Genomic DNA, 13,374 nt, shown 5'->3' on the forward strand with positions numbered 1-13,374 from the left:
ATTAATACTTTTCAAATAGAAGCACTTTAGAGTTGTTGGTACTGCTTGGAGAGAGGGTGTTGGAAAGCTTCACCTTTTCAGTCTTTGACCAAAGCGCGCGCTTTTGCTCTTCTTCCTTGCACTGGTTTGGAAATCGCCTAAGCTAGATCACGTGTTAATCTGTAGAATCCTTTGACAGGTTCATAGATTATACCATCTCTTAGACAGTCTTTTATTAAAACGTCAGTTTCCAAGGGAGATATCTCCGCCTCTCTAAGTATGTCTTCTTTACTTACACCTGGAAGTCGAGTCGATTGATATCTCCTTATGATTCTGATGATATCTCGGTATTTCACTCGCAAGGATGCCAGTGGTTTTTTCCCAACTAAGGGGTGCGCTAATAGATCTTCCCAGATCTCATATACGTAATTAAAGTTCCACTTGAAGTAATCTTCAAAAACTTCCGAAACCAAGTTGTGGTCTACAACGCTAATATTTTGAGCACGAGCATAAGCTAGACTTTTACGTATGACGGATGTAGGTCTAGCATTGTAATTGGCGTTCAGAAATCCGTACTTTGTGAGGTGGTCAGGGTCTAGACCCCAACTTTCTGTAAGTTTCTCCAGACTATTCACAACATGGGTTAAGGACTTCTTGAAGTCTTTTACTACCGGAGTTTTCATATGGCTTACAATAATGTACTTGATAGCGTCGAATTGGTCCATGCTTGGTCTTTCACGGAGGATGGCTATTTCCTCAGGCACTACAGTGGGAATATCGCTGAAACTACAGGGAGGATCCTCTATTGTAATTGGTCTATCTTTTTTGCTAAACAGTGAAAGGGAAGCTTCGCTGTAATCTTTTATGTATTTAGAGGTTCTATGAGTAAGGAATGCATCTGTAGTTCTGGATAAAGGTTTGTCGGCGTCTTCTGCAATATGAGTATATTTGTATCTCATTCCAAATTTTCCGAATGGGGTTTCTATTGTGCAGAGTTTTCCTATATCTGTGGGGATGGCCCTTTTCAGTTCTCGAATCACGAGTCTAGGAATGCCAGATTTCGTTGAGTCATACAATGTTAGGTTTACTCCACCAATGTTCTCGAAAAACATTGGTGTGCTAATAACGGTGAAAGCAAGAAAATCTTCTATTTGGGGCTCTAATCCTTCAATTCGAAAGGTCAAGTTTCTTTTGAAATCTCCAAAATTGAGAACGGTTTTTGGGATTCTGAAATCCGTTTTGGCATTTTTCCAACCGTCAACTTCTACTATTATATGACCCTTGTACAAGGTTCCGTCAGTCTGCAGCCTATTCAGTCCAGCCCATCTCGTCGTTCCTGATACCGTAATATAAGAATTCTCCGTCGGCCTTCTCTCTGTGTTATTTACACACAAAAGGTGGATTTGATTCGAGAAAAGAGTAGGAACCAACGCAAACGATTTGTTGCTTATCCATTTCACGTAACCGCTGATCGTGATTCTCTCGTTTGCTTTCACTATGGAGAACTCGATGATCTTCTCGTGTTCAAACGGATCCCAGAGAGCCCCAAATTCACGTTTCCATAATCTAAGATTTGAGTGGTAAGGGGGCTTTTTCTTTGCTTCAACAAACATTTATTTACCTCTTAATGGCTGTTCACGTCAAACCTATTATTGCAGAGCAGATATAAGAACTGCAGTTTAAAAACTTAGATTGAAGAGTTTAAGAAAATTCGAGTTTACAGACAAAACAAAAATAAATTAATGAACCCTAAGGGACTCTTGGAGCAAGGTGAGGTCAAATGTCAAGGTTACCTAATACTGACAAAGATACGATACCCCTTATGAAGCGCTATAGAAAAAAAGGGTTTTGCAGGAGATATCTCTCCCTAGGGTCTTAAACCAAGCTAGATGACTACCTTGCGAAATGCCTAAGAAAAATGGGGACTAGTTTAAACCCTTCCAGAAGGACTCCAAATATGAATGGTTAAGAGAAGCTTAAAAGAGAAAGGGGGGTTGATGTTTATTTCTGTGGCTTGAAGTATTTGATGTCGTTTATGTTTCCGGTTCTTTCAGCTTGCGGCTTAAACGCAGCTTCTACGTGCATGCCTATTTTGACTTCGCAGGGTTCTATCTCGCCGAGTTTATGGACAAGGCCGCCTTCTGCGTTGCCAAATTTTATCAAGGCGTATATTACTGGTTCTTTCAGTTTGGCGCCATTAATGTCAACGTGGGCCACTGTGAACGTGTGCACTACGCCCTTTGTGCCTACATTTATCCACTCTGTGATTTTGTTGAAGCATTTTTCGCAGTAAATCCTTGGAGGCACAAAAATGTTGTCGCAACGTTTGCATTTGGCACCTAGGATTCTTCCGTTTTCTTTGATTTCCATGAAGAATTTTTCGTTAGCTATGCCCAAAGTGTAAATGTGGTCTGTTTCCATGTGTCCGGGCCAATGGGTCATTCGTCTTACGTCAATAATTTTTTCTGTTGCCATGTTTAGCCCTCCCTGAGGGGTCGGAAATACTTGATATCTGTGATTGCGCCAGTTCGTTCTTCTGGAGGCTTCCAGACAGCTTTGACTTTCATGCCGAACTTTATTTGTTTCCAATCGTCGATTTCACCTAGCAGGTGTAGTATTCCCATTCCTTTTGATGCCCCATGTAAATCAATGACTGCGACTAGTATTGGCTCCTTTATTCGGCTTGCGTCTCCTGCAACGTAGGAGGCTGACCAAGTGTTGATTGTGCCTGTATCCTTTACATATGTATATCCGTCGGTTGGCTTGAAGCATTGTTCACAGAAAGCTCTAGGAGGGACCATGGTCCGACCGCATTTCTTGCAGGTGGAGCCTACGATTTTGCCTTTTTTCATTCCTTCTAAGAATCGGCTCATTGCAACGCCTGCGCTCCACAAATACTTGATGTTAGGTTGATGCTTTACAGCTGGGATTTTGCCCTCTCTTATGTCGCTGCTTTTCAATGATTCGCCTGGAAAATGCTTAATCTTTTCACTCATGTTCTCTCAACTCCGCATTATTACGACGGAACCGTACTGCATTAGGTCACCCCAAGCCTGCGCTAATCCTGTTCTCGGATCACCTTTCACTTGTCTTTTGCCGGCTTCGCCTCGCAGTTGCCAGAAGATTTCACAACATTTCATTGTACCAGCTGCAGCAATAGGATTGCCAACACCTAGTAAGCCGCCTGACGGGTTTATTGGCAAGTCTCCGTCTCTTTGAGTCACGCCGTCTACTGTCAGTTTCGCGGCTTGTCCTTTGCGGCAGAGCATCAAGCCTTCCATGTGATGCAGTTCTTTGTAGTCGAATGGGTCGTAGACCTCTGCGACATCAATTTCTTTCGGTGGGTTTTTGATTCCTGCCATCTTGTAAGCCATCTGAGCCGCACATTGCACGTACTTAGGATAGTAAAGGTCGCGGTTTGTCCAGAAGGTTGAGTCAATGCACCAGCCCACACCGTCAATCCAAACTGGGTTATCCGTAAGTTTTTTGGCAACGTCTTCAGAAGCCAAAACTAACGCAGCTGCACCGTCGCTTGTCGGGCTGATATCAAGTCTCTGAACCGGCCAGCACAGAACCTCTGAGTTAAGCACGTCTTCAACCGTGATGTTAGCGCCCAACTGCGCACATGGATGATCTAAAGCGTTACGTTTGTTCTTCACTGAAACCAGCGCAATTTCCTCCTTTGTTATGCCATGAACATGCATGTACCTATTCATTTCAAGAGCAAATATCCAAATCAACGTTACACCTAGCGGTCTGCTGTAGATCGGGTCAAAGATCGTTGTGAAGGCGTATGCTGGATGTGGATAACAAGAAGACATTTTCTCCTCTCCCACAACCAAGCAAGTGTCAAACTGACCTGAAGCAACATGCCACCAACCAGCGTCAACCGCAAAGACTCCAGTTCCACCGCCAACAAACACTCTTGAGTAAGGTTTCCGCCACGCCCCTGCACCATCGGCCAAATATTCTCCCTTCATATGGACGCCGTCAAAAGCGTCTGGAGCTGTCCCCATGACGACACTTTGCATGTCCTTCAGCTCAAGCCCAGCCTGGTCCAAAGCCATCTTAGAGGCTTCCCAAGACAACTCTTTACCTGTTTCTTTCAAGTTTCGCCTAAACAACGTCATGCCTGCGCCTATAACTGCAACTCTTTTCTTTCCAAACATTTTCATTTTTCACCTCTAACAATTACTTAAAACCGCAACGGCACCAGTGGCTGTTGGAACTCCGCGCCACGATTGTGCTACCCCGACTTCCACATCTGCCAATTGCCTACTTCCTGCTTCTCCTCGGAGTTGCAGAACAACCTCCAGCAAACGTTGCAAGCCAGATGCCTCTAATGCCCAACCCATTCCCAGTGTTCCCCCTGAGGGGTTTATAGGAAGATAGCCATCAATCTGAGTTATGCCTTCTTCAGTTAGTTTACCTGCTTTACCAGTTCTACAGAGCTTAAGCGCTTCCATGTGCTGAAGTTCCTTGTAAGAAAATAGGTCGTCTACTTCGGCAAAGTCAACCTCTTTGCTCGGAGTATTTATTCCAGCCTTCTTGTACGCCATTTCCGCAGCGATTCGCGCATAAACTGCTTCACTCCAGCATCTGGTTTCTAGCGAAGGCGTCTCACATGCCCAGCCCACACCTCTCACCCAGACCGGGTTGTCGTTGAGTTTCGTGGCAACTTCATCTGACGCCAGCACCATTACGATGCCGCCATCTGCAGGTTGGCTAATATCAAGTCGATTCAAAGGATAAAAGTATGAATCAGAACGTAGTGCATCTTCAATATCGACGTCTGCACCATAAGCGGCAAACGGGTTGCCCAGCGCGTTTCTTTTGTTCTTTGACACGACCATTGCACATTGTTCTTTAGTGCTGCCTGTCGTGTAGAGGAAGCGGTTCATTTCCATACCTGCAACGTAAAACGGGTGTCCTCCAAGCGGTCTATTAAGTATAGGGTCCATTGCAAATGAAACAATATCATATAGAGTGAGTATGTCTGAAGGCTTGCCGTGTGATTCCAGCGCGACTACATCGAAGTATCCTGTTTTAATGAGCATGTAGGCCGTTGCCAACCCTATGATGCTGTCGCCTGAAACCGTAAACAAATGCCGCAGTACAGCGCCCATCTGATCTGGAACGAATTCGTCGAATATACTGAAGCCTTCCCAGTAGTCTTCAGCAACTGAAATGAAGGCGTCGATGTCTTTACGAGGACTAATGTTTCCAGCATCTTGATAAGCTCTTGTTGCAGCTTCGAACATCATTTCTTTGTAAGAAATGTCTGGCATAACCGACTTGAAACCTGTGCACCCGATACCAACAATAGCAACTTCTCCCAAATTTTCACCTCATTTTTAATGAAAGGAATAGTTTAATGGTAAGTCAATAAGTATAAGTTTTTTGCAGACATGTATGAGGCAGAAAAACTAGGAGAAAGATCCATGCACTTAGAAGAAATGAAGAAGAAAATAGAGGAACTAGTTTTGGAAAAAGGCTTCTACAACAAGCCTGAAGATATTCCAAAGAAGCTGCTTTTTGCTTTCGTAGAATTAGGTGAAGCAAGCGATGCTTGGAAAAAGGGTAAAAGCGAAGAGGAAATCGCTGAAGAACTAGCTGACGTAATATTCTACGTCCTAGACGCGAGTAGACTAGCTTGCCCCACGATTAATATGGACGAAATGTTCCTCAAAAAGCTAGAGAAAAACAAAAGAAGAACATATCAATACGGCGAAGGACATCGACTGAAATGCAAGTAGCGGATGCAGACAGAATGTTCAACTGTTCCCTAAACTAAGTGAAAGTATAGTTCAATCACGGAAAAACGCGCGCAAATGATTTAACTGGATAAGTTATTGAATCTAACGGTGGCAACGTGTATATTTGGTTTTTCATCTGCGTATTAGGTGCGATTGCAATAGTACCACTTCATTTTTTGTCAGTTGAGCACTTAAAACTTGAAAAGAGATACGGAAAGGAGAAAGGAACCGGAATCGGAGAGATTCTTGGTCTAATTTCAGGATGGGGCTTTTTCCTTTTCTGGATAGGAATCTGGGTTTCGCCTCAACCTAGATTTGTTGTACCGATTCTTCAGAATCTGTTAATCACGGTACCACTATTCAATTCCCTTATTCCTTCTATTCACCTGATAGTTTGCATGATTTTCCTCTTGCCAGGCGCTTGGCTAGCAATCAATGGTGTAAAGGAGATAACCCTGAAAGCAGCAGAAATTCATCGAACAGAGAAACTTGTCACTGAAGGCGTCTATTCCGTTGTTAGACATCCACAATATCTTGGCGGGCTGCTAGCACATGTAGGAATTTCATTTCTATTATCTTCATTATATTCTCAGCTCTCTACTCCCTTGATGATTGTGCTTATTTATGTCATCTCATGGAAAGAGGAGAAAGAGCTGATCAGAGAATTTGGCGAAGAATATGAAGCGTATAAGAAAAAGGTGCCAATGATAATACCAAGATTAAGAGGATGAACTTTCCCACCAGTATTTACGCGCGTGAGGATTGCACAGGCACGTAACGATTAAATGCATCAACTTAAGGTCAAAAGGCCGTCCAAAACATTATGGGAGAAAAGGCGATATGTCATCAACTTAATAAAGATTTGAGGTCCTGAAGAAATCACTCCATATTTATATATGTAAATATAACAATATTAATCATGAAACAGGAAATTAAGTTGCTAAAGTCTCTAGCAGATGAAACAAGAATAAAAATAATTCAGTGCTTGTTGGATGAAGAAAAATGTGCATGTTCAATTGTGCCGAGCGTTAATAGAGCCCAACCTACTGTTTCTCACCATCTCAGAATTTTGGAAGAAGCGGGAGTACTAGAATCGAGAAGGGTTGGTATCAATATCTGGTATAAAATAAAGAGTAAAGAAACAAAAGAGATCATGAAAATTCTGAATATCAGAAAAATCAAAACTAAGGCGAAATGTTAGTATGGAAAAAACTCTTGGAACCTTTGAAAAATATCTTTACATTTGGATAGCTGTATGTATGATTGTAGGTTTAGTTTTGTCACAAGTGTTCCCAGCACTCAGTATTGCAATCAATAATTGGCAAATATATGGAATCTCAATCCCTATCGGTATATGTTTGTTTTTAATGATGTATCCCGCTCTTCTGAATTTGCAAATGTCAGAATTGAAGAAATTATCTAAGAATCCTAAACCAGTTATTTTAACTATTTTTTCGAATTGGATTGTTGCCCCGATTGTCACAGTAGTTTTGGCTTACATATTTCTACAAGGACATGATCAACTTATTGTTTCCCTTATTTTGTTGGGATCTAGTCCTTGTACAGCAATGGTTTTAGTCTGGGGTTCTTTAGCTAGGGGAAATCAAGAGCAGAATATGATCAATACAACGCTAAATACGTTAACAATCATGTTCCTATATGCCCCTGTTGTCTCTTTATTGACTGGAATTCAAGACATTCCAATCGATAGAATTGCACTCTTGATTACAGTATTTGTTTTCATAGGAACCCCGTTAATACTTGGATATATCTCAAAAGAATACATTACTAAGAAAAGGGGGAAGAAATGGTTCCTTAATGTTTATAGACCAAGAGTTGGAAAAATAGCAATACTTGCATTATTGACGACCCTAGTCGTTCTATTTTCTCTGAATGGGGATGTACTGGTAAAACATCCAGAGGAAATGATTTTAGTTTCAATTCCTTTGTTGGTAGGTTTCTCCATCGTGGTTGGATATAACTTGATTGTTACGAAAATGGCGGGTCTCAAATATAGAGAGGGAATAATAACCGTAATTATAGGTTCATCTAGCCATTTTGAAATTGCAATTGCATCGGCAATCGGTCTATATGGGTTGGGTTCTCTAGCTGCCTTAGGAACTACTATGGGATTGTTTTGGGAAGTCCCCATCATGCTTGGTCTTGTTTACCTAGGCAAAAAATTAAACGAGAGGGGATTTTGGGTAAAAGAATAATCGACTTGACTTTTTGCGCGTGCCCTGAACTGCACTTTGACTATTCGCACTCACATAATTGATGCTTGGGAATAGAAGTCTATTCTATCAGATTTTCTGTGCCTCTTCAGAGAAGTATTGTAAGAGGAGATGGAAGATTTAGGAAAGAAATCTATCAAGAAAAAGGACGGTGTAGGTTGGCGAGACTTTACTTGAATTGCCGGGTCATTGGTGGTGGGTGGTAGTGGAGAGTTCTAGAGGAGAGCACCTTACTTGACCGAATTGGCTGTGTTGGTTCCTGAAGTGTTTGCGGTACATACTTTCTAACGGTTTCTCTAAGCTTGAGTAAGAGGTTAGTGTTTCTAACAGGTTCTTGGGTTCGTGTCTCAGCTTCTATGGACTTAATGAAGCCTTTTGCAAGCTTAACCATGGCTCTAGCTTGTTTTTTCGTTAACTCTTCAGCTTGTCCTTCCTCAAGCTCTTTCACATATTCGTTGAGAACTTGAATTGCGTCTTCTCCTTTCAAAACGAGAATTTCAGGTTTGTAGTAAGGCTGCATTTCCACCACCACAAGAATATAGAACTATTTTCTAGAAATAAAAGTAGACTTCTGAAGTTTGAAGTATATCAGTTTTCGATATGTGTGCACACTAAAACAAAAATGCAAAAGGGGAGGGGGGGGGGTCGGTAGCCTCTAATACTTGCCTTCAGAGAGTTTATCTCCAATGTAGTGAGCAAAACCAATTGCTACTAGAACGATTCCAAAAATGAATGCTAAAACACCCATTGCGGAGAACGGAAAGATTTCTACCTGCACTCTAACTTCCTCTGGTGTGAAAAATGCAAGATAACCTATAACTAAAGGAACAATGCCAGGTATAACTGCCATCCTATTACGTGTTTTCTTCTCTTTCCACCTCAGAATCTGTATCTTAGCGAATATGTCTTTTATGAATCTAAAATACATGAGCAACATGCGTGAGCAATTTCGCATAATTGATACTCAGGAAAAAAGAAGTGGTTGTTAGTGGCGAAAAGTCTCTAGTTTTTCTTTGACCGTTTAAGGCATCGCCAAGCGATGATTTTTCCCGTACAACCCCCATTTCCTGTACGTTTATCGTTCTATCAGTCTAAAGTAGAATAATTATTGAAATCGGTCTTGGTGTATGACGTTACTCAATTTTGAGTAAAAGAGGGGGATATGTAAAACCTTCCACTTATGTTTGTTTGATCTTCCAATTGCAGGGCTTTCACTCGACTCCCTGTTTATATGAACGGTGGTTTGTAGTAATCAAAGAGAAGATCGGCTTGGACTTTTAATCAACGACTCGGCAGTGAATTTTGTCTATATTTGTAGAAAGCATCATCCGAAAACTAGTAGATAAATTGGTGTTCTATGACTCGTGGATCTCATATATCAATAGAAAGATTTAAAAAAAACAGGAATAATATAAAATGGGTATTGTATACCTTATATACAAGGGAGAAAAGAATGAAATTTGAGGAAAATTACAGCTAGTCTTATGGCTATACTAATGATAATGAGTTCAAGCATCACAATGGTTTATGCACTAGGTTTCTCTGGATCCGTTAAGATTGCAATATTAGATGCTTTAAATGAGAACGTGCCAAACGCGAGCGATGTAGACATCTTGGTAATTGATGGTATATGGCTCGAAGGAAAGACAACATCTGGCGTGGAAGATCTTGAGAGCGGAATAAAGGAGATCACATCAGATGGAGTACCAACCATAATCATTGGTGGAAGCATCAATTTTGGCGAAATAGTGGATGATATCCTTGTACATACGGTAAACCAACCTTCAATAGTCAGCGCAATCAAAGTCTATCCGGAAAATCGGAAAAAACAAATTGACTTAATGCCAATGAGCCATAATCTTCGATTGCTGCAAAGTTCGGACAAAGGGTTTCTGCCAAGTGACCAACTTTTCATTAGTAGTAACCTATCCCTTCAAAGGGCATTAACAAAAGCTATGACTTGGGCTTACGATAGAGTCTGGAACACCCGTCTCCCAACACCTATCGCTACAGAAAATACTGCTCTGCCCTCAGTCTCTCCATCACCCTCTTCAATAGACGTTTTCCCCACATCAGGTGGCTCCGATCCCGAATGGCTTTTCTTTGGCACAGTTACGTACTCTGAGGAGTGGGTGGATTACGGAAAGCTCGACATTACACAGAAATGGTATGTACTTGATGATGATGACAGCAATACATATGACTGGTGGAATGTTGTTTTAGAAACGACATCTACCCCAGGCATTGTTGCATACACTGGCAGTGACTGGCGTACAGCAGATATATGGAATTGGATGGATGCTGGTTACTTTGGTGATCTGAACCTCCTTGTTGATTATGGCCCACTAACAACAAGTGGGGTAAGCACTGTGAACTATGATATCGGCGTTCAAGCAGGACAAGATGGTGCCCGGGTCACCTGCGAAATGCCCGTAAGCTACTCGGCACAAAGTGTTCACATCTACAATCAAAGTGAACCTTCAAGACAATTAGCCAAATGGTGGCACGATGTCCCAGAGCAAGAAGATAACGGAATGACCATTTATACAATAAAACCAGGCGCTACGGTAAGAGTGTTACCAATTGGACCTACGACTGTCTGCTCTTCATACAAAGTCCGATACATGAAACCTCGCCTTGGCTTTGGTTGGGTGTGGCCAGAAGAATTCACCTCAGACGAAATCCGATTTGGAACAATCCTGCCTTACAGTAGAAGCATCAATATATTTGTAGTAGAAGCTAGCGACTCGCCATTGTGGTGGGTCGGAGATGCCTTAAACGTTGAAGCCGGTGTAATAGATGCAATCATTGATGCCATGACTAACACGCGTGTGAAATTACCTAACGAGACTTTTAATGCTTGGGCAGTTTTGTCAAATGAGGTCTTATTGTCCTTAGTGGAAAATCCTCCACTTCGAGCTGTGTTTGTTAATGCTCATGGAGAGATTGTACCGATCCCGAGTCAGTATTTTGGTCCTTACGTGGAGATTACTTCACCTTCCGATGGAGCAACAATTTACTCAAATCCAACTGTAAACGCGATAGTTGTTCCACCTTCTGGACTGGGATTAGGAGGACAATGGCCATCATATCCAAGGTGTCGATGGTACCGTCCTAGCACTGGTGACTACGGTGCTTGGCTGCAAATGTACTCTAGCGGAGGCGACAATTATTATCGAACGCTTAGCCTACCAGCTCACGATACCTACATTATCTATGTGGGTGCAATGTCCGCAGAAAACATGCTTACTATAGCTCACATAACTGTAAACCATCAATACAGTGGAGGAGGTTGCCCCTACATAAGTACTTGGGATGGCACACATTACATAGTTGATAACAATCTATTGCCAAGTGGATATTCCGATACGGATGTTATGGATTATTATAAACTGCAACAGCCTTTGGTTCCCAATGGTGATATAGCCTCTCTCCAACTCAGTGAGTTAGAATGGGAACATGACTTTATCGACCAAGTCAAACTCCTAACAGTTGATCATAAAAGAAACGTTAAAGTCGCAGTGAGCCCGGAAGGGCAAATGTTAACATACCGCCGTCCCATTCTGCCTCTTACAGCCATTGATGACGAAGGCAATAATGTTCGCTACCTTATCAAGCGTATTGACAAGAAATACTATCAGGGACATAATGGAAGCCATATCTTGCTGGATTTTGGGAACTTGAACATCAGCAGTGGAGCAAAGCTTGTGTTGCGGACTGATAGACCACCACTTAAGGTGTCAATACATATTCAAGTCACCGATGAAGAAGGAAACTGGAACAATGTTGCAACGATAATGACGAGAGAATATTGGGCGACAGACATTATTGATATGTCAGAACATCTACCAGATGCAAATGGCAGATTAAGAGTTCGCTTATACTTCACGGCTGAACATAAGCTAGACTTTGTAGGGTTAGATAAAAGCCCACAAGCAGCAATTGAAGTGAATAATGCAGAATTTATCTCTGCAACACATAGTGCCGGAATAAGAACAGCATACCAAAACATGCTCTGCAGCGATAATATATACGCTGAATTGACTCCTGGCTACTCTATTCAGATGAACTTTGTTCTTCCAATAAAAGAAAATATCACCGATGTCAGAGACTACATATTTTTAGTTGAAGGACGTTACAAGAAAGCAAGTTCCCCAATTGCATGCCTAGCCAATTGGCAAGATTGGTTTGCCGAACTAGAGAATAACGCCCGACAGTATGGATGGATATGGGCCAGCGTTGCCGGCTACTCAAGTTATTATTTCGGAAACTCGTGGTATTGGTCAATGTTCTCAGGCTACAACCCAACAGCTGATGGTAGACAGCCGCATGAAGAAGGACTAAAACAGTTCTTGCAGAAAGACGTGACTTGCAATTACCTTGACGGGAACGAAGCGGAAAGGAAATACGACTTTAATAACGAAGGATTCCTTTTAACGTACACTGGTCTTGATGCCAATCAGTATGTAGGAGCAAGTCGACCACTCCCCTGGAATGCTCCCCTTCCATATGACGCCTTAGGCTACGTTGACACAAGCACTGGCGACCATGTAACCGAGGCTATAACTATGAATACGTCAATACAAGGTGAATTTACGCTAACAGGACACTTTATACATAGTGGTTTGTCAATCGATGCTGATCAAGATGGAACTGGAAACACCACACAAGATGATTGGCTTAAAGGTTACATTGCTACTGCCCTAGCTATAGAAGAATCCAGAGCTCTTGTTACTCTTCCACGCGTCTTCAGACGTCATCCAACTGACCACACCATGGCCCCCCTAGTAACAATGCGACCTGGAAGCTGGAAATTTGATTATGATGAGTACGGCCACTATACACGAGTCTGGCTTATGTTTACTATAGGGGCATATTACACATGGTACCAACCTTATGGCTCGGATATAACGTATTTCCTGTCTCATACCGATTTCGATTTAAGTAGTGCCAATACAGACATACGCTTCACTATCAACACGGAATCAACTGGACTTGATTTTGGTACAGGAAATGAACTAATGGATGACCTCAACTGGTGGGCCGCTGGAGTGTTGGTCGGATTGACTCCCGGCGTCGGTGTGTTTTTGGGAGGGGCTGTAGGTCTCATACCAATTATCAAAGAATATTGGAATCCAACTGAAGGCGACCAAACTGATTTAAACCATCATGTATGGGTAAATGGGACATGGGCAGATCCTGATTGGAACAATCGGGGGACGATGAGCTTCTTGGTAGAAGCAAGATTCTATGGATTAGAAGGACAAGGGGCAAGGTTGTACGAATTCGACACAAAAATGACTTCTTGGGTAGGTTGGGAAGAAGCTGGCTTCTTTAACCATAATTGGAGATATCGTGCGATCCCTCACTTCACACAAGTAACATATAATGTAACTTGGTAGACA

The 13,374-nt window shown here is 42.1% G+C and carries 11 protein-coding genes; 4 read left to right on the plus strand and 7 right to left on the minus strand.

Annotated elements, in window-relative coordinates; genetic code table 11:
• Nucleotides 1-137: 137 nt before the first annotated feature.
• The 5 genes from NWE91_00195 to NWE91_00215 all read right to left on the minus strand — a co-directional run bounded on the left by NWE91_00195 (nt 138) and on the right by NWE91_00215 (nt 5,318).
• Nucleotides 138-1,592: a hypothetical protein gene (locus tag NWE91_00195; protein MCW3984826.1), complete on the minus strand. Its 1,455-nt coding sequence runs from the start codon at nt 1,590-1,592 to the stop codon at nt 138-140.
• Between the two features lie 388 nt (nt 1,593-1,980).
• A complete protein-coding gene (locus NWE91_00200; GenBank protein ID MCW3984827.1) occupies nt 1,981-2,454 on the minus strand; it encodes a Zn-ribbon domain-containing OB-fold protein in 474 nt (157 codons plus the stop codon).
• 2 nt (nt 2,455-2,456) lie between these two features.
• Nucleotides 2,457-2,975, minus strand: coding sequence for a Zn-ribbon domain-containing OB-fold protein (locus tag NWE91_00205; GenBank protein MCW3984828.1), 519 nt, complete (start codon nt 2,973-2,975; stop codon nt 2,457-2,459).
• Between the two features lie 6 nt (nt 2,976-2,981).
• Nucleotides 2,982-4,148: a thiolase domain-containing protein gene (locus tag NWE91_00210; GenBank protein MCW3984829.1), complete on the minus strand. Its 1,167-nt coding sequence runs from the start codon at nt 4,146-4,148 to the stop codon at nt 2,982-2,984.
• A gap of 15 nt (nt 4,149-4,163) precedes the next feature.
• The gene (locus NWE91_00215) at nt 4,164-5,318 is read right to left on the minus strand and encodes a thiolase domain-containing protein (protein ID MCW3984830.1); all 1,155 of its coding nucleotides are present in this window, start codon (nt 5,316-5,318) and stop codon (nt 4,164-4,166) included.
• A 102-nt stretch (nt 5,319-5,420) separates the two neighbouring features.
• On the opposite strand from NWE91_00215, the gene NWE91_00220 reads away from it, so the two are divergent.
• From NWE91_00220 to arsB, 3 genes are all read left to right on the plus strand, one after another.
• Nucleotides 5,421-5,735: a hypothetical protein gene (locus tag NWE91_00220; protein MCW3984831.1), complete on the plus strand. Its 315-nt coding sequence runs from the start codon at nt 5,421-5,423 to the stop codon at nt 5,733-5,735.
• Between the two features lie 116 nt (nt 5,736-5,851).
• On the plus strand, nt 5,852-6,466 hold the full coding sequence (locus NWE91_00225) for an isoprenylcysteine carboxylmethyltransferase family protein (GenBank protein ID MCW3984832.1): 615 nt from the start codon (nt 5,852-5,854) through the stop codon (nt 6,464-6,466).
• A 471-nt stretch (nt 6,467-6,937) separates the two neighbouring features.
• Nucleotides 6,938-7,951 carry an ACR3 family arsenite efflux transporter gene (arsB, locus tag NWE91_00230; GenBank protein ID MCW3984833.1) on the plus strand — a complete coding sequence of 338 codons (1,014 nt, stop codon included), beginning with the start codon at nt 6,938-6,940 and terminating at the stop codon, nt 7,949-7,951.
• A 187-nt stretch (nt 7,952-8,138) separates the two neighbouring features.
• On the opposite strand, the gene NWE91_00235 is transcribed toward arsB, so the two are convergent.
• Both NWE91_00235 and NWE91_00240 read right to left on the minus strand, forming a co-directional pair.
• A complete protein-coding gene (locus NWE91_00235) occupies nt 8,139-8,489 on the minus strand; it encodes a hypothetical protein (GenBank protein ID MCW3984834.1) in 351 nt (116 codons plus the stop codon).
• A 135-nt stretch (nt 8,490-8,624) separates the two neighbouring features.
• Nucleotides 8,625-8,924: a hypothetical protein gene (locus NWE91_00240; protein ID MCW3984835.1), complete on the minus strand. Its 300-nt coding sequence runs from the start codon at nt 8,922-8,924 to the stop codon at nt 8,625-8,627.
• A 505-nt stretch (nt 8,925-9,429) separates the two neighbouring features.
• Between NWE91_00240 and NWE91_00245 the strand changes: the two genes are divergently transcribed.
• A complete protein-coding gene (locus tag NWE91_00245) occupies nt 9,430-13,371 on the plus strand; it encodes a hypothetical protein (protein MCW3984836.1) in 3,942 nt (1,313 codons plus the stop codon).
• Nucleotides 13,372-13,374 lie beyond the last annotated feature (3 nt).

Source organism: Candidatus Bathyarchaeota archaeon (assembly GCA_026014805.1).
Classification (GTDB): domain Archaea; phylum Thermoproteota; class Bathyarchaeia; order Bathyarchaeales; family SOJC01; genus JAGLZW01.